Genomic DNA, 17,552 nt, shown 5'->3' with positions numbered 1-17,552 from the left:
GTTCCTTCGCCGTCAGAAACAGAACAACGATCGGCTTTCGTTGCTCCAAGTCGTCCTGTCGTAGGCACGTTACCAGCGATCGCCCGCGGCTAAAGAGGAAACATTGCGACGACCACCTCGACCGCCGTGGGACGGGGAGGACGATAATCTGTGCCTTTGCTCGCCTCCAGTGCGCCCGCCCCCAGGCGCTCACAGATCCGGACGTGAACGTCTCCGTTCATCCGGCTCTTACGGTCCAGCCGCCCGTCTTGTGCAGCATCGGCCAATGGGCCAACAGCGTGGGGGTGCGGCAAGCAATGTCCCGTACCCTATGCTCTGCCCGTCTTCGATGTCGCCGCAGACGTTTGTATTTCGACATCGCCCATCGCGCGAGACATCGGTCGAGATGGCGTAGTGTCGGGTAAAGCGCCGATTTGTAGTACCGACCATAGTAATTCATCCAACCTCGAATGATCGGGTTGAACATCCTCGCCACCTCGTCTATCCTCTTATCCGCCCGGCAGCGTAGTTGCCAGGCACGGATTTCCTGTCGGATTGCATTCGCCGCGGCATTGCTGACGCCGGGGCTGAAGTTGACGAAGTGCTTTCCCCAACGGCTCTTCGACGGACGGGCACGGAACGTGTAGCTCAAAAAGTCGAATTTCTGTTCAGGATAATCACCTCGCCGGTCGTCATCCTTACAATAGACTATCTTCGTCTTGTCCAGATGAAGCTCCAGTCCGCATTCAGCAAAGCGCTTCGCAAGCGCCTCCTTCAGTTCTTGTGCCTGCCGCTCACTGTCGCAATGGCAGAGAATATCATCGGCATAACGCTCGAACGGGATGCTCCGATGATTTCTTCGCATCCACATGTCGAACGCATAGTGAAGAAAGAGATTCGCCATCAGCGGTGATACCACCGAGCCCTGCGGCGTACCCTTCTCTCGGGGGATCGGGGGTGCCGTCTTCCAGTTGAACGGGAGCTTTAAGCCACCATTCAATGTACAACAACACCCAAGCGCAGTCCGTGTGCTTCCGAATCGCCCTGAGCAAAAGCTCATGCGATATCGAGTCGAAATAGGCCCGAATGTCGAGATCGAGCACGAAGGGATGCCGCCAGCATCGCTGGCGAGCAACCCCAACGGCATCGAGCGCCGATTTTCCAGGTCGATATCCGAACGAGTCTGGATGAAAGTGTTTCCCCAAATCCGGCTCCAGATATCCTTTGACGACCGCCTGAGCAACGCGATCCGACACCGTAGGAATTCCTAGCGGCCTGTTCCCGCCGTCGCGCTTGTCGATTTGCACACGCTTGATCGGCGGTGGAAAGTAGCTGCCCGAAGACATTCGATTCCAGAGCTTGTACAGATTGCTCTGCAAGTCTGCCTCGAACACCTCGATCGACTGCTCGTCCACACCGGCTGCGCCTCCGATTTGCTTTAACCCGTTTGTACGCCTCCTAAACCCAGCGTTTGGGGATGTCATACGGCCTTGCTTGACCCAAAAGAGTCCTCCCGTTTCCGGTTGTTCTTCCAATCAAGCGGGACAGTGCCGTGCCTTCGCTCCGCCACCATTACAGTGCCTTCGTCACTACTACACACGGCTCCGTCCCTGCATCGCGCATTGGTACTCAGACTCTTGTGGGGCTTGGTCCATTTGAATGACTTGGGATCGGTATTGTGATGACTGATGAAGTCCATGATGTCTGCTCGCGGAGCTTGGGCGCTGCGATAGATGCCGCGCCGAATCTTCTTGTCAGTGATGAGCGCGAAGAAGCGCTCGACCTGATTGAACCAGGACGAACTGGTGGGCGTGAGATGGACATGCCAGCGCGGCCGCTCGGCGAGCCAGCTGCGGATCAATGGGGGGTTGCGCATGGCATAGTTGTCCATGACGAGATGGACATCGAGACCGCGCGGGACAGCGGCCTCGATCTCGTCGAGGAACTTGCGGAACTCCGTGGCGCCGCGTGTAGTCGTAGCTGCGCCGTGCTACCGGGGCGCATCGGTAACTTGGCTGCGGTCGAGCGCCTGAATTTGGGAGTTCTCGTCCACACACAGGACGACGCTGGGGGTAGGGAGACGGAGAAGCCGACCACATCGTGCACCTTGGCCACGAAATCCGGGTCGGTCGAGAGCTTGAACGTCTCCATCAGATGAGGCTGCAAACCGAAAGCTCGCCAGACGCGCTGCACGCTTGAGACCGACAGGCTGCTTTGCTTCGCCATGCCCCGCGAGCTCCAATGCGTGGCGTTCTTGGGAGCACTCTCCAGCGTCGCCACGATCACCGCTTCGATGCGCGTCGTCTATTGTGCGCGGCGACAGCGATGCGATACTGACGCGAATCTAATAATGCGAACTTGTGACTCAGGACATTAGGCCGCCGGGCTGTTTCAAAGCCAGTTAAGCCACAAAACCAATCTTCGGTCACCTCTTCGAAGGCCACCTTTCCAACGCTCAGGTCAGGCACTGAGCGTCTCCAATCTCAATCCATCTCGCGACACAGCTCCGCCGCTCTGTCGAGCCACGGGAGATTTCAGCAGCCAGATTGTAAGAATATCGCGGCACCTCGCCGCATGGACGCCCCTCACATGGGACCAAGTAGTGCTCTATTTTCGCAAAGATCGTCCAAACTGCTTGGAGCTCACATTGAGCGCAACCGTTACGGAAGAAATCGAGCCCCCGCGCTGGAATCGTTGAAAGAAGAGCACCTTGGCGGCTCTGCTAGCTCGCCGGCTCCGGTGGTGAGCAAGTGGACTGAGACGAGGCATAAGCACTTGAGACTAGCTTGTGACAACAGCATGCCTTTTGCTCGAGGGATTTGCGCTCGTCGATCTGCAAGACGCCGCGCATCTTTCGAATCACTCCTTGTTTTTCGAGTCGGATCAGCGTTTCCGTAACCCCGGCGCGGCGCAATCCCAAGACTGAGGAAAGGTAGTCATGGGTAACTGGCAGCACGCGTGCGTCAATTGCGTCACTCGCTAGACACAGCCAGCTCGCGAGCCGCTGCTCGCGATCGTGCCGAACTCCGCACAACCCTGCCTGGATGCATTGAAACGTCAGCGCCTGAAGGTACTCAAAGAGACGCTCTCGGATGCCCGGCCGCTCTTTCATCATCTGGCGCAAATCCTCGACCCGGATCCTGTGCGCGCTTCCGGGAAATAGCACCGCAGATTGATGAGTGGAGGGATACGCTCCCCATAAGAACGAAGTGCCGACGACACCCCGATATCCTATTACCGCCGTTTCAAGCATGCTTCCCGCCGCGACAATCCTTAGCGAGACGAGGCCCGATTCCATGAAATAGACGTGTTCGACAGGCCTCTTCGGCTCTTGCAGAATCATGCGTTCTCTCAGGACGACCGGCTCAAGGAACTGCCCTATAGCCGCAAGATCTTGCAGAGAAATTTTCGCAAGAATCGCGTTTTTGACGAAGGATCGCCTATCAGGACACACCGTAGCAGGCCGGCGAAGCATTTGATGTGTGCCGGGCACTGGCTTGACAGCTACATTTCCGGAACTGTCAAGCGCTTCCAAGACAGCAGGCACGTGGTCGGTCATAGTGCGGTCCGTCCCCTAGCATCTGAAATTTCTGCGGCCCGACCCCTATGACTGTAACGACGATTTGATTTTGATTAATGCAATGAGCGTCGTGTTGACGCTCGAATCCCGCTTTCAAGAGCCCCTTTTCGACGGATTGCGACCTATTCGTCCGGCGGCGCTTTCAATTTCCGGAAACTCGAACTAAACCATGGCCCCCAGCGTGATGCGGCACAGCCCGCGCCCGCATGATCGCGTTGCCGGGCGCTAGGTCGCTGGTGCGGCCGAGATATCTGTGCCTAGTGACAATCTCGTCGACCTCTCAAAGCTGCTCCCCTCTCAATCCTATAAATAAATGAGGATATGGCGACTTTCGGAAACGGGAGACAAATCATTGGTAACGTCGGCGATCGCGTTGCGTGGCGGTCAATGCACGGCCGATCCACCAAGGCGCGCGGATCCATCATATCGTGCGCAGGTCGACGGCGTCATGTATGCTTGTGGTCGCCATGCATGGCCCGATCATGCTCGGTGCGGCCCGCAGGGAGTTGGGGAGGCTGGCGTCGAGCAGAACTCCGCCAACTGGCCGCCTGCGAGAAGCGGGCTCCTTACGAATCACATGTTCTCAGCCGGGTCCACTTCCACTATTGGACGCATCGGTCTCCCGAGTTTGAGCAGCCGTCAACGTTATTCCGCATATATGATAATCGTGATGAACTGAATGCGGTCATCCAGCAGCTTTTCCGGACCATGGAGAACGCTGCCCGAGAACGTGAATGCATCACCCGGCTCAACGAGAAACGTTCTGTCGCCAAAGCGATACTCCATGCGGCCGCTCAGCATGTAGATGAATTCAGTGCCGGGATGCTGAAACCGCGGATAGCTCTCGCTCTCCTTATCCATGTTGATGAGGAAAGGTTCGAAGAGCTTTCGCGGACCCTTGTGATATGAGAGCAAGCGATAGGTGTGCCCGTGCTTGGTCCCTGAGCGGACCACCTCCATTTGGTCAGAGGCCTTGATGAGTTGAGCCTCGCCGCTTGCTTGCTCGACCTCGCTAAATAAGGTCGGAAGGTCTGTTCCCAGCACCGCACAGATACGCTCAAGCAGCACAAGGCTGGCGGTGGACTGCCCAGTTTCAAAGCGGCTGAGCATCGGGACCGAAATGCTTGCGGCTGACGCAACATCGCTGAGCGTAAGTCCTCGCTCGACCCTGGCACGGCGAATGGCAGCGCCCGTCCTCTCGTCGATCGGCGGCTTCGCAACCGCTGTTTCGGCGGGAGGTGGAGCCTGCTCGACAGCCCGCCCCTTCTTGACATTGCCCCGGCGCTTATGGTCGGCCCGCTTGACCTTGCTCAATTCGACGTCTCCTGCAGGAATTCACCTGTCAGGATATGACGTCTTGAGCATTTTTGCACCTACCGACAGCACTCCGTCGCCTTTTTGCCAATGCTTCTCCTCGCCAGTCCGCCCGACTTGGCGTAGCGGCCCCCGACGTCTCCATCAGGACGACCTCGTTGCACGTCCGCATGCAGTCAGCTGTTCCCGACCGGCGACAGGTAAGGATCATTCGAAGGGCTCATCTGCTCGAGCTGACCCGCCAGTCACAAGAGAATCTCATCTCGTCCATCCTTCGCAAGAAACGGAATGCCGATTGGCAGGTCCTTTTCAGTACACTGTGCGGGCTGTCCCGACGCGTGGGCCAGCGCCGTGAAGGCTTTGTACGGGACTGCTCATTCGTCTAAATTCAAAAATATTTGCATCGCGCAAGAAAGCGCCCCGGGCGTCATCGACGCAAGAGGAGCGGTGGGCACACGAAGTAGCTCGCAATCCTTCATGGATTCCTCCGCGATAGGATCGATTCACCTCATCGGGCCCAGTGTCTCTACGTATTCTCGCGCCGAATCTGTCCTGGCGCACGCGTGCCCACCAGCCATCGCCGCCTCAAGATCGTCAGAATTAAGCCCGCACTCCTTTGCGGCCCGTTCGCGATCCACGGCCGCCCCCATGGCCAGAGCAAGAACGAGAGCATGACGGCGTACGATACAAACTCGGGATAGTCGATGCGGACGATAGTCGCCGGCTCAACAACATGTCCCCGAGGTTCACAGAGAGAGAGATGATACCAAGTCGCGTGCACTGAAGGAGGCACCATCTAATCCAGTGTGACGTCAGGTTTGATCACCAGCACGCGATAGACGCCATTGGTAATGTGAAGCCGGCCTTAAACCGATCCAAAACGACCATCGTGTCAATACGCTTGATATCCGGCGTTTCATGGACGAGGCGCCGGGTGAATTGCTCGTACTCTTCCATACTATGAGCCGTCACCAGCAGGACGATTTCGGCCTGACCGGTCACGTAGAATCCGCTCATCACCTCAGTCATCTTGCAGATTGAGCGCTTGAAGCGATCAAGGATGTCGGCCCGAGAGCGCTCGAACGAAATGAGGACCAACATGGTTACGTTCCGTCCGATGGCTTTCGGAGAAATGATTGAAACGTCCGCTTCTATCACGCGTTTCGATCGCAGGCGCTTCAGTCGACGCTGAACTCCGGATGCAGACAAGCCGACCCTTTCGCCGAGCGCTTCACTGCTCAGACGATTGTTGTGTTGCACGAGATCAAGAAGACGAGCATCGAGTATGTCGAGTTCCATGGCTGCGCGGCCGTCAACGGAGTGCGATCGCCTGGTCCAGGCGCACGGAGTGGGTCTGCCAAGTGGCCCTGTGATCTTAAAAACCTCCTCTCTACGACCGGGCACGAATGTTACGGCTCCACAGTAGGTCCTTCGGCCTTACGAGCATGTGTTCCAGGAGCTATTTCTGCGGCTGCCGACGATGAGCAGCGAGCCCCAACACTTGGCGAGATTGCTTCATCGCCATTGCTTCTCCTCGCTGATCCACCACGATCCGGGCAGCGCTCCCGGCCTCACGAATGCGTCCACGACATTTGCCAGCAGCCGAGACACGTTATTGTCGAAATTGTTGACCGGCAGCGCTTGTCCAAAGGCGACGGATCCGGCGGAGAAGACCGCACCATGGTGCGGCGCCGTGAAATAGGCCATGTCGGCGCGGACGCGATAATCGTATGATCCTGACAGGCCCTCGAAGGCATAGTGAATGACCTCGGGGTTGACCAGGTAGTTATCGGTGTGGCCACCTGAAGAGGCGATCAGCTTTGTATGCGGTGGCGTTCCGAGCGCCGGATCGCAGCGGTCCAGTCCCACGCCGGCAGCGCCGCCGTAGGCGAGACCAAAATCTCCAATGATCTCTCCGTCAATTCCCTTGGTGAGCCAGGAGACTGTCCGGTGATAGCTGTCCGGCATTCTGCGATAAAACTGGCTCTTTCCATACCCTTCCGAGATGAAGCCAACGCCGACGACCTTTTGCGCCGGCCTGCCTTGTGCCCGCCACGCCCCTCCTTTTTGACCATTGGTGGCCATATAGTATTCCCCGGGGCGCGCATCCCAGGTTTTCCAGGCCGGACCGAATTTGCGGCATTCCATCACCCATGGCTCATTGTCGCGGAACGCCACGCTCCAGTGAAAGCCATTGCCGCCGAGATAAATGTAGCGGCCACCGTTTGCGATGTAATCCTCAGTCGCATCCAACATCCGTTCGGAATAGTACTCCGGATGCGTGCCGCTGATGACACAGGTGTACGGTTCGAGCGCCGCTACCCCTTCACGTTCCAGGTCTTCGTCGGTCAGAACGTCGTACTCGTAGTTCTGGTGCTCGAGCCAGGCGATGACCGACAGGTCGGCCGGGAATTGCCAGGCAAGGTTTGTGCTGGATGAGCGGTATTTCGGGCGCAGGTTGATGATCGGGCGATGGTAGGAGCTATAGCAAACGCCCTGCCCGTCGGCATGGTGATCGCAGGCGGACAGGCTTAGGTCGGAGCGCTCCGCGAGTTCGACGTCGATCTCGGACAACACGGCCGGCATGCCGGTAACGGGTTGGGTGATTGGTGCCTCGGAGCTCTGACGCTCATTGGCGTAGGCGATATAGCTTGCGGTCGGAAACAGGAACGCGATCCGGCTTTTCGGCGCCTTCGGACGGACGAAGAACGGGATGTATTCTTCGCCCAAGCCGGTTCCTTCACCTGCCCGCAGGCGGATCGCATAAGCGCCGCTTCGCAAAGTCTCAGGCAGCTTGACTGCCTTGGTCAGCTTCCAATTGCAATCGGTCAGGGCATCGGCGTGGAATTCGATGCCGCCATATTCCTGTGGCGCAAGGCGGAAGCAATCATTACGGCCGCTCCAATTCCAGCCGGTCTGGCCCCGCACCGGCCGATTGCGTCCCTCGGCGTGCAGCCGAAAAGGACCTATGTCAGTAACGGTGTCGCCGATACCTGTCTCGCTATAACCGGCAGCTGTATCCCAATAGGCCACCATACCTTGCGAGGACGGCTTGTGGCCGGATCTGATCTGCCCCAGTTCCTCGGGCGAAAGCGCGCGATCAAACAGTCCGGGTCGGTCAATCTTGCCGCAATAGAGCTGCGATACGAACTGACCGCGGCCATCCTGCCAATCCCACGCGCCGCCGATCAGAAACGGCGTGCCGGGAAGATTCTTCTGCCGCGCCTGAAGGCTGCGAGCTGCATGAGCGTGGTGTTCGACAAGCGCCACTCTGCTGAGCAGACTGTTGTAGCGATTGAGGACGCCTTCCTGGAGGAGGCGTGCCTGACCTGTTGCTCCATCGAAGGTGGCCGCCACGAAATACCACGTGTTCGCCTGCAGAGGGACACTGGCTTCGAGACGATCGATCTTTGCACCTTGTCCCACCGTGAACTCGAGCCGGCCGTTCTCCGAGATGCCGAGGGAAAATCCACATCCCTCCTGGTCATCCCAGCGACCGATCAGGGACTGTCGGCATCCGGCTTGCGGCCGCGTCGGGCAGATAAAGGCAAAGGCGGTCAGACTGCCTTCCAGCGCCAAGTGGCGCGCGGGGTCGGCTACTTCCAGGAACGAGCCGAGCTGGGTGTACTGCTTTTCGACCCGCCAGGTGCCGTTTGCTTCACAGTTGATCTCTTCCTCCATAAACCCTGGTCCAGAAGGATGCTGATCGCCATGGATCAGCCGCACCAATTTCGCTTCGGCGCGATCGGCGTCTTCCGCATTCACATAAAACTGAAGGAGATCGCCCGGTTTGGCTGAAAGCTTGTCCGAATAGCCGAAGAGCTTAGGTTTTGTCATTTACAAACTCCAGAATTTTTCCGGCTTCCAGTTCGGGGGAACAGGATCGTCAAAGCGACACAAAGTCCAAGTGACGGAAAGTCTAAGTGACGCAAAGTCGAAGCGACAGCTGGACTAGGACTCGAGCAAGGCTTGCACGTTACGCAGAAAGATCGCGTGCTGTGCGTCCGTGTGGGAGGCGTACGTCTTCTGATCCGCCGCCTTCGGAGGCACGCCACGTTGTCCAGAAAGAGCCACCACCCGATAGGCCCTGAACGGCTCGACAGTCAGGATGGCATACCGCTCAGCCAAGGGGCGGCGATTGAAATAGAGCAGCAATCGATCCAGCGGCTCGCTGTGTTGGCCGCAAGGAGCGAGCCGGTGCTCCTCCATCACCTCGGCGGTGACGAGCGTTCGCAGGAACTCGCGCTGCTTTGCCTCGAACATCTCCTTGAAGAGTTCGTCCCTGTCCTCGACTTGCACTGCGTTCGGCACGTTTGTGACCCCTTTTTTGGATGTTTCCGGCGAGGCCTAGGAAGCAACAGGCTCTGCCTCTGGCGGCGTTGTTTCCGGGCGTGCCGCATCCGGTAGCGGCCCAGGTTTGGCGAACGCATTCACGACGTTTGCCAGCAGCCGAGAGACATTGTTATCGAAACCGTTTGCCGGCAGCGCCTGGCCGAAAGCAATGGAGCTGCAAGAGAATACGGCGCCATCATTCGGCGTGGCGAAATAGGTCATGTCCGCACGCACGCGGTAATCGTAACTCCCCGTGATGCCTGGATGCTGGTGCAGTTGGACCTGCACGTGCGTAATATAGTTGTCGGTGTGACCGCCAGACGATGCAATCACCTTCGCGTTCGGCGGCGTTCCGAGCGTCAGATCGTAACGGTCGAGCTCGACGCCGGCAGCTCCATCATAGGCGAGGCCGAAGTCGCCGATGATCTCCCCCTCTATCCCTTCGGTAATCCAGGCGAGCTGCGGATCATAACTGTCCGGCATGCGGTAAAAAGGCTCGCTCCTGCCAAACCCCTCGGAAACAAAGCCAACACCCATGATCTTCTGAGGCGGCCTGCCCAGACATTTCCAGGGGCCACCCTTTTGCCCCGTGGTGGCCATGTAGTGCTCGCCAGGCCGCGCCTCCCATGCCTTCCAGGTGTCGCCGAACTTGCGGCATTCGAGCACCCAAGGCTCATCCTGTCGAATGGCCACATTGCAATAGTATCCGTTGGCGCCGAGGTAGATGTAGCGACCGCCTCCCTCGATGTAGTCTTCCGTCGCGTCCATCATCCGCTCGGAATAGTATTCCGGATGCGTGCCGCTGATCACGCAGCGATATGGCTTGAGCGCAGCAACCCCCTCGAGATCGAGGTCCTCATCGGTCAAGACGTCGTAGTCGTAATTGTGGTGTTCGAGCCAAGCGATCACCGACAGGTCGGCAGGGTATTGCCAGGTGATATCCATGCTCGAGATGCGGTATTTCGGCCGCATATTGACGACCGGACGACGATAGGAGCTGTAACAGACACCCTGACCATCGGCCCAGGAATCGTAACAGCCGTGCCCGAATTCAGGGTTCTTGTACATTTCAACGTCGATGTCCGTCAGAATGGGCGTCATCCCCGTCATGCCCTGAACGATGGGAGCATCGAAGCTGAGATGCTCGTTGGCGTACGCTAGGTAACTTGCCGTTGGCACGAGGAAGGCGATGCGGCCGGTCGGCACCTTCGGGCGAACGAAGAATGGGATATATTCCTCACCGAGGCCCGTGCCGGGCCCTGCGCGCAAACGCATGGCGTACGCGCCGCTGCGCAGATCATCGGGCAGCTTCAGAGCTTTTGTTACCTTCCAATTGCAGTCGATGAGGGCATCGGAGTGGAATTCGACCCCTCCGTATTCATCTGGCGCCAAGCGGAAACAATCATTGCGCCCGCTCCAATTCCACCCTGTCTGCGCACGAACAGGCCGATTGTAGCCTTTCGCATGCAGCTTGAACGGACCGACGTCAGTTACCGTATCGCCGATTCCTTGATCGGTGTATCCGTGGGTCGTGTCCCAATACGCCACCATGCCTTTGGCCGGCGGCCTGTCCCCGCTCCTGATCAGGTCGAGCTCATCGCGCCCCAGCACGCGATCGAACAATCCAGGTCGATCGATCTTGCCGCAATAAAGCTGCGAGACGAAGTGCCCACGCTTTTCGTGCCAGTCCCGCGATCCTGCCATCAAGAACGGCGTGTCGGCCAAATGCTTCGGGCGAAACCGAAAGACTTCAGAGACGTGCGAATTGAGGTCGAGCGGCGCGACCTTGCCGAGCACGCTGTTGTACCGGTTGACCACGCCTTCCTGGTACAGCGTCGCGCGACCGGTTTTCGCATCCAGGCTCGCGGCCACAAAGTACCACATGTTGGCCTTAAGCGGCACTTCGGCTTCCAGGTAATCGACCTCGTCGCCCTGCCCGACCCAGAACTCCAAGAGCCCATTTTGCTTGATGCCAAGGCCAAACCCGCAATTCTTGTCGTTGTCCCAGCGCCCCACCAGGCACTGCCGGGTGCCCACCTGCGGCCACAACGGGTGGACAAATGCAAACACAGTGAAGCTACCCTCGAGCGCCAGCCGGCGCTCGATGTCCCCGACCTCGAGGAAGGAGCCGACTTGCGTGTATTGTTTTTCGACGCGCCAAGCTCCGTTAACGGAACAGTCGATCTCCTGTTCGACGAATCCTGGCCCTGCCGGATGCTCATCACCATGGATCAGGCGCACCAGTTGCGCCTCGGCGACCTCTGTCCCGTCGGCATTGACATGGAACTGGATGACATCTCCCGGCTTGACCGAAATCTTGTCCGAATAGCCAAAGAGCTTAACTTGTGCCATCTCGTGACTCCCCACTTTCAGCAGTGCCGCGTCTCAATTTGCGGCTTTAGGACTCGAGAAGATCCTGCACCCGGCGCAGAAACACCCCGTGATAGGCTTCCACAGGCGACCTGTAGATCTTGTCCTCGACCACGCGAGGGGCGACGCCCCGGTGACCTGAGAGCGCGACAATTCGGTAGCCGTTGATCGACTGAAGCGCGGTGATCGCGTATTTGTCCGGTTGCGGCTGATTCCTGAAGTAGATCAGAAGCCGCTCCAATGACTCGCTGTGCTGGCCCTGCGGCGCGCGCCGATGCTCCTCAATCACCTCAGGGGTCACCAGCTCTTTTAAGAACTCGCGCTGCATTTTGTCGTAGCGGCGGCGATAGACGTCATCCGGATTATCGGCTTCGGTCGCTTCCTCGGGCAGCATTTCGCCACCCTTCTCGGCGCGGGCGGAGCGACGCTCGCTCTTCTTCTTGTTTCTCCAGGTCCGGAACTGCTGCTTGATGCCGAACAGGCCGTTGCGAAGATAGAGCACAACGAACAGCATGATCAGCCCGATGATGATCAGGCGTATCGGTCCGAGCGTAATCAGGACTTTGTCGAAGAACACGACAATCAATGTCCCGACCACAGCGCCTTCGGACCGTCCGATTCCCCCGATCACGAGCATGGCGAGGCCCAGCAACACCGTGTCAAAACTGAAGATGGAGAACGCCACGCCGCCGTAATTTGCCGAATAGAAGCCGCCGATAAATCCCAGCCCGACGGAGGAGATCAGGAACACGCGCACGCGCGCCTGACGGAAATTGACGCCGGTAGCTTCGGCAAACGCCTCACGTTTTTCCGGCGCTATTCGCAATATGCGCCCGAGCCGTCGCCCATTGATGAAACGATAGAGCAGCAGCGCAAGCAACATCAGCGCAAAACAAGCATAGTAGGCGAGCTGCAGCTGTCCGGTCGAAGACCAGTCCTGGGGGATGTATGTTGCGGCACCATAGAGCCCGCCGGTGGCCGAGCCGAACTCTCTGGACGTCACGAAATACACGCGGCAGAGTTCATTGAGCCCGAGCGTCAACAAGGCGTAGTAGAAGCCATCGAGCCTCGTTGCCGGCAGCGCAATGATGCCCCCGAAGATGAACCCGACGATCGCTCCAAGCGGCGGCAACAGCCACCAGGGCAGGCCAAGGGTGGTCGACGCATATGCCGTAATGAATGCGGCCGTACCGACGATGGCATAGGTGGCCAGCGAGAAGATGCTCGCGGTGCCGATAACCAGCATCCAACACAGATTGATAGCGGCATAGATTCCGAAGGTCACGCCAGCCGTGAGCAGCGTGTTTTCCAGGCTCTCGGGGGCGACCAAGGGGACCAAGGCCAACGCGATCAGTCCCATCACCCACCAGATCGGACGCTTGTCGACAATGGTCTTTTCGCGTCGAAGGCTTTTGTCGTTGTACTCTCCCCGAATACGCAGCATGCGGCGGCGCGTCGGCCAGTAGCGGCGGCGGCGCCAGGTGCGTTGGCCGTGGCCTGCCCATTTGTGGTAGTACCGCAGCCGTCCGACCTGAAAGAGCTTGGTCCTTGAGGAGCGCGTTGTCTCCCAGATCTCCTGGTGACTGACGTAGGACGCGGTCGGAAGCTGTTCTACTTCCTGCCCGCTATCCCAGGCGAACAACGGGTTTCGCCACGTTCTTTGAGCTTGGCTGCCCTCAGTCATGCTTTAAGCCTCCCTGGCCCGGTCGAGAATTCCCGCGATCCCTCTCGGGCGTACCAGCAGGATCAGGATGATCATCAAGAACTGCGTGATCAGGACGTAGCGGCCGCCGATCGAAACTGTTGTGAGCGCTTCATTCAGTCCGAGCACGACCGCGGCAATGACTGCGCCTTGGACGCTTCCAAGCCCGCCGCACAGCGCAATGCTCACGGCCTTGATCATCGGCGTAAGACCGCCAAAGGGAGAAATGTAATAGGTCTGCGACAGAAGGACTGCTGCCAACCCTGCCAGGGCTCCCGTGATCGCCATCACGTAGAATGATGTTCGCCGCACGCCGATGCCGACGATGGAGGCGGCATGAGGATTCATCATCATTGCGCGGATCTCGAGTCCGCGGCGGCTTGACCGCATCCACCTGAGCACGAGCAGAAGCATCACGACCGACGTGATGACGTTGCCCACTTTATCGGCCGTCAAGGTCATTCCGGAAAGAGAGAGCTTCCAGGTTCCAAAGATCTCGGGCAAGCTCTTGGAGCGCGGTCCGAACCACCACAGCAGCGACTGTGTTCCGATCAGGTTGATCGCAAGCGTCGCAATCAACCCGCGGATGGTAAAGTTCGGCTTGTCATGGATGGGAATGAAGGCGAGCGCGCAGACAAGCAGTCCGCCTAAAGCCCCGGCCAGAACACCGCTTGCAAGAACGGCCGGTCCCCAGGTCGAGACATGCTGGGCAAATAGCCAGGCACCATAGCCTGCAAATGCGAAGATGAACCCATAGGCAAGATTGAGCAGCCCCAGGCTTGACCATGTGATGGATACGCCGATGGCAAGCGTGCCGTAAATGCACGCTAATAGAATCGTATTGCTGACAACAAACCAGACATCCATCGTCACGCCCTTCCGTGGTCGTGCAGCATCAGCGCGGCAGATGCCTCGCCCTTGAGTTTGCCCACATGCATCCCGATGATCCGATCAACACGCCCCTCAAGCAGGGAGACATTCTGCTCCGCGATCACCATCGCGGACCCGCCGAGATCGAGCGCCATGAGCGCGTCGATGACGTTCTTGCCGATTTTTGGCGCGAGCCCGAGGGATGGTTCGTCGACCAGAAAGAGCGACGCCTCCCCCATCAAGCCGCGGCCGATCGACACCATTCGTCGCTCACCACCCGACAGTCGACCAACGGGAACAGCCATCAGCTTCTTCAGAGGTGGAAAAATCTGCAGGATGCGCTCCTTGCGTTCCTTCCGCTCGCGCCAGGAGCGCAAGGTGAAGGCCCCGGAATCAAGATGCTCTTCGACAGTCAGACCATGAAAGATCTCATCGCCTTGCGGGATGAGAGCGAGACCTGCGCGCACAATCTGGTGCGTGTATCGTCCAGGGCCTTGGCTGCGCGTACGGCCGACTTCGATGCCATTGAGCTTGATGGAACCCCGTTGCCATCCCGTCAGTCCGGCAATGGCGTAGAACAGGGTCGATTTTCCGTGGCCGTTCAGGCCCACGATGCCGATGCGTTCTCCGGAACTGACAATCAGATCAAGGTCGTGAATGACCCTCATGGGGCCGTATCCGGCCGATAGGCCGCAGACGTTGAGCACCTCGCGTCGCTGCACCTGCGTATGTGCCGTTCGGCCCAAGTCCTGCTGCATGACGTTCATGTCAGGCTGCCTCGTCTACGTTTTCAAAGTAGGCTGCGTGGACCTTGGGATCGGTGAGCACCTTCGCCATCGAGCCTTCGGAGATTACCTCTCCTGCATCCATCACCATGACGCGATCCGCAATCGTTCCCAAAAGCTCAATTCGGTGCTCAACGATGATGATCGCGATGTTCATTTCCTTTGACAGCAGCCGGAGGAGGAAATCGATTTCCTCCACCTCAGAATTGATCAGACCGGCTGCGGGCTCGTCCATCAGCAACAACGAGGGCCGGCGCATCAGAAGGCAGGCGAGCAGAAGCTTTCTGCGGTTGAGTGTTTCGAGCTGAGCTGTCGGGACATCCTCGTCCACTTTCAAATTGACGAGCTCAGCGCCATATTCCGCATCGAACTTCGTCAGATAGGGCTGAAAGGCTTGTCGCGCGGCCTTGAAGGTTTCGCCGACCGTCAACTCTTCCGGAATAACCGGCGTCTGGTAGGTCCGGCCGATCCCGAGCCTGGCTCTTCGGTGCAATGGCAGCGAGGTGACATCCTGACCCTTGAAGGTCACTTGACCCGCCTTAGGTGCCATTCGCCCGGATAACACTTCGAACAGGCTCGTCTTACCGGCGCCATTGGGACCAATGACGCCGAGTACCTCCCCGACCCCGACGTGAACATTGATGTTGCGAAGGATTTCCCGTCCGCCGAGGTCGAGATGGATGCCGCTGCACGAGAACAGCGGCTGAAAGGGTTTGTTGCCCCAAGATCGGCTCTCGTACGTGTTCTTCAACATCAGGACCACCAGGGAGCCTTTTGAAGCTTGGATTCGGCAACTTCGTTCGGGAAGATCAGCTTGTGCTCCACGCCCTGAACCTGGAAGTAGAGCTGAGACACGCCCTTATCGATGTCAGACACTTGAAGCGTGTCACCGCCATTGTTCGGGAAGTGAAAACTCTCCTGATACGCATTGTTCATGTTCATGAAGCCACTGACCCCGCGCTGAGGGTTGGCCCGGATCCAGTCACAGACCTCCTTGAATTTGCGGGGATCGCCGACCGCCTCCCAAGCCCTTTTCAGGTAGTAGGTCTGGTCGTACGAGATGCTCGGATAGGCAAATCCCATGATTCCCGGGAAGCGCGTCTTGTATTTGCGCGCGAACGCGCGCCCCCTCTCGTCTGCATAAAGACCCATGGTCGTCGACCAGGCGAAGCCGTTTGCAGAGCTGCCGGCCAGCTGTAGAAACTCGGGCTGAGAAGGACCGTACTGGAGGTAGACCAGAGAGTCCGGCACGGGATCGGCAACGAACTGCTTGCAGAACGCCGCATATTCGGCCGCGACCCAATGATCGACCATGATCGCCGCAGCTCCGACCTCCTTCATCTCGCGGATGACCGGCGCCCAGTCCTGGACCGGAAATTGAATATCGGTGATCCGCGCCACTTCAAAGTTGCCGCGCTTCTTGAACGCCTCTTGCGCCGCTTTGGAAATAGTTTGGCAGTAAGCGACCTGCTCCTGGACGATGTGAACCTTGCGGTTTTTGGGTTTCCAGACTCCTCGTTTTTCTTCGTGCTCGAGCCAGATTGGATAGGTCCAGCCGTAATCGACTTCCGAGGGAGGCGTCTGAAAGACGTGGCTATACTTTTCGGGATTGTTTTTGACGGCCTCGCTCCCGGCACGTTGTGCGCTGCCGTGGATCCAAGGACACTTGTATTTGACGGAGGCATCCATCGCCGGCACTGGCACCAGCGTAAACGCAAAGGAGATGGCATCGACTTTCGCATCGATACATGCAGCAATCGCTTGCTTGCTGCTTTCCGGCGAGAGCACATCAATATCGACTGTGAAGATCTTGAGCTCGCGGCCGAGCACGCCACCGGTGGCATTTATCTCTTCGACCGCGAGCGTTGTCCCCTGGACGAAGTCCAGATGATCAGCCACCCCCGCGGCTGACGTCTGCGCTGCGGGAATTCCAATCACGATGGGCTGTCCGCCCAAGGCATGTGAGCGCAAAATCCAGGGCATGGCCAAGCCCGCGCCAAGGGCTGCCGTCACTGTCCGTCTGGTCAGCTTTGAAGTCATTTCAAGTCCTCCTCCTGCGCTTATCGAGATCGGCTTGATGGATCCGGCTGCGCTTACCGATACGTAAAACGGTATCGCTGCTTTGCATTTCATGCAAGTTATTTTTATTCTATGCAAGTCAATTGATATCGGCACTAAGCTTTTTTGCGCAGCCGGACCATCCGCCTGCCAGGCTCCTCGATCGCCGCCAGCGTGGTCCGATCGTCCGATGGAGGGTCATCCGCGCCACTGCCGGCAGACAATCACGCGGGCCCTGTTTGAACGTCCGAGTGTGTTATCGATTTGCCGGCGAGTAGCTTGCCCACCCAATTGCCGTCGGCTTCCCGGCGAGCTCTGAAGCGATCGACGCACTTCTTTGAACAAAGAGGGGTCCGCCATGAGTAGTGCCGGATAAGGCCAAACCTGCCATTACAGACTGCGCATCGCGTGGCTCTGCCATTTCTGAGACTTTCCGAGCAGTTGGGCATTGTCGTCTCCTCTTGGCTTTATCGCAGCTATTTTCCGATCATCCTCTCGCCGTCGTATCGATGAGCGTGTGATGCCTCCCACCGCAGACCTTCTCCCTGCCAACGCCGTCGCC

12 protein-coding genes and 1 pseudogene are annotated in these 17,552 nt (G+C 58.3%); all 13 read right to left on the bottom strand.

Annotation, left to right across the window (positions count from 1 at the left end):
- Window positions 1-217: 217 nt before the first annotated feature.
- The 13 genes and pseudogenes from ltrA to P6U25_RS09640 all read right to left on the bottom strand — a co-directional run bounded on the left by ltrA (window position 218) and on the right by P6U25_RS09640 (window position 16,972).
- Window positions 218-1,482, bottom strand: a pseudogene (gene ltrA, locus P6U25_RS09700) (group II intron reverse transcriptase/maturase).
- Window positions 1,460-1,912: a transposase gene (locus P6U25_RS09695; protein ID WP_407152476.1), complete on the bottom strand. Its 453-nt coding sequence runs from the start codon at window positions 1,910-1,912 to the stop codon at window positions 1,460-1,462. The pseudogene ltrA and the gene P6U25_RS09695 overlap by 23 nt, the downstream one beginning before the upstream one ends.
- A 789-nt stretch (window positions 1,913-2,701) precedes the next feature.
- The gene (locus P6U25_RS09690) at window positions 2,702-3,538 is read right to left on the bottom strand and encodes a Crp/Fnr family transcriptional regulator (RefSeq protein ID WP_407151099.1); all 837 of its coding nucleotides are present in this window, start codon (window positions 3,536-3,538) and stop codon (window positions 2,702-2,704) included.
- Between the two features lie 666 nt (window positions 3,539-4,204).
- Window positions 4,205-4,873, bottom strand: coding sequence for a helix-turn-helix domain-containing protein (locus tag P6U25_RS09685; RefSeq protein ID WP_407151098.1), 669 nt, complete (start codon window positions 4,871-4,873; stop codon window positions 4,205-4,207).
- 822 nt (window positions 4,874-5,695) lie between these two features.
- Entirely contained in the window at window positions 5,696-6,172 is a 477-nt protein-coding gene (locus tag P6U25_RS09680) for an Lrp/AsnC family transcriptional regulator (RefSeq protein WP_407151097.1), read from the bottom strand.
- 216 nt (window positions 6,173-6,388) lie between these two features.
- Window positions 6,389-8,710 (bottom strand): N,N-dimethylformamidase beta subunit family domain-containing protein, encoded by a 2,322-nt coding sequence (locus P6U25_RS09675; RefSeq protein WP_407151096.1) that lies wholly within the window; start codon window positions 8,708-8,710, stop codon window positions 6,389-6,391.
- A 114-nt stretch (window positions 8,711-8,824) separates the two neighbouring features.
- Window positions 8,825-9,184 carry a hypothetical protein gene (locus P6U25_RS09670; protein ID WP_407151095.1) on the bottom strand — a complete coding sequence of 120 codons (360 nt, stop codon included), beginning with the start codon at window positions 9,182-9,184 and terminating at the stop codon, window positions 8,825-8,827.
- 36 nt (window positions 9,185-9,220) lie between these two features.
- On the bottom strand, window positions 9,221-11,557 hold the full coding sequence (locus tag P6U25_RS09665; protein WP_407151094.1) for a N,N-dimethylformamidase beta subunit family domain-containing protein: 2,337 nt from the start codon (window positions 11,555-11,557) through the stop codon (window positions 9,221-9,223).
- A gap of 46 nt (window positions 11,558-11,603) precedes the next feature.
- On the bottom strand, window positions 11,604-13,259 hold the full coding sequence (locus P6U25_RS09660) for an ABC transporter permease subunit (RefSeq protein ID WP_280973295.1): 1,656 nt from the start codon (window positions 13,257-13,259) through the stop codon (window positions 11,604-11,606).
- A 3-nt stretch (window positions 13,260-13,262) separates the two neighbouring features.
- On the bottom strand, window positions 13,263-14,144 hold the full coding sequence (locus P6U25_RS09655; protein WP_280973296.1) for a branched-chain amino acid ABC transporter permease: 882 nt from the start codon (window positions 14,142-14,144) through the stop codon (window positions 13,263-13,265).
- A gap of 2 nt (window positions 14,145-14,146) precedes the next feature.
- Complete coding sequence (locus P6U25_RS09650) at window positions 14,147-14,914, bottom strand: ABC transporter ATP-binding protein (protein WP_280973297.1); 768 nt, start codon at window positions 14,912-14,914, stop codon at window positions 14,147-14,149.
- Between the two features lies 1 nt (window position 14,915).
- Window positions 14,916-15,686, bottom strand: a complete 771-nt coding sequence (locus P6U25_RS09645) for an ABC transporter ATP-binding protein (RefSeq protein ID WP_280973298.1) — start codon at window positions 15,684-15,686, stop codon at window positions 14,916-14,918.
- The gene (locus P6U25_RS09640; RefSeq protein ID WP_280973299.1) at window positions 15,686-16,972 is read right to left on the bottom strand and encodes an ABC transporter substrate-binding protein; all 1,287 of its coding nucleotides are present in this window, start codon (window positions 16,970-16,972) and stop codon (window positions 15,686-15,688) included. Before P6U25_RS09640 ends, P6U25_RS09645 begins: the two co-directional genes overlap by 1 nt.
- Window positions 16,973-17,552 lie beyond the last annotated feature (580 nt).

Source organism: Bradyrhizobium sp. ORS 86 (assembly GCF_045571475.1).
In the GTDB taxonomy this organism is placed as follows: Bacteria; Pseudomonadota; Alphaproteobacteria; order Rhizobiales; family Xanthobacteraceae; genus Bradyrhizobium.
The sequence above is the reverse complement of the archived record's forward strand: the minus strand, read 5'-3'. Positions and strand labels throughout refer to the sequence as shown.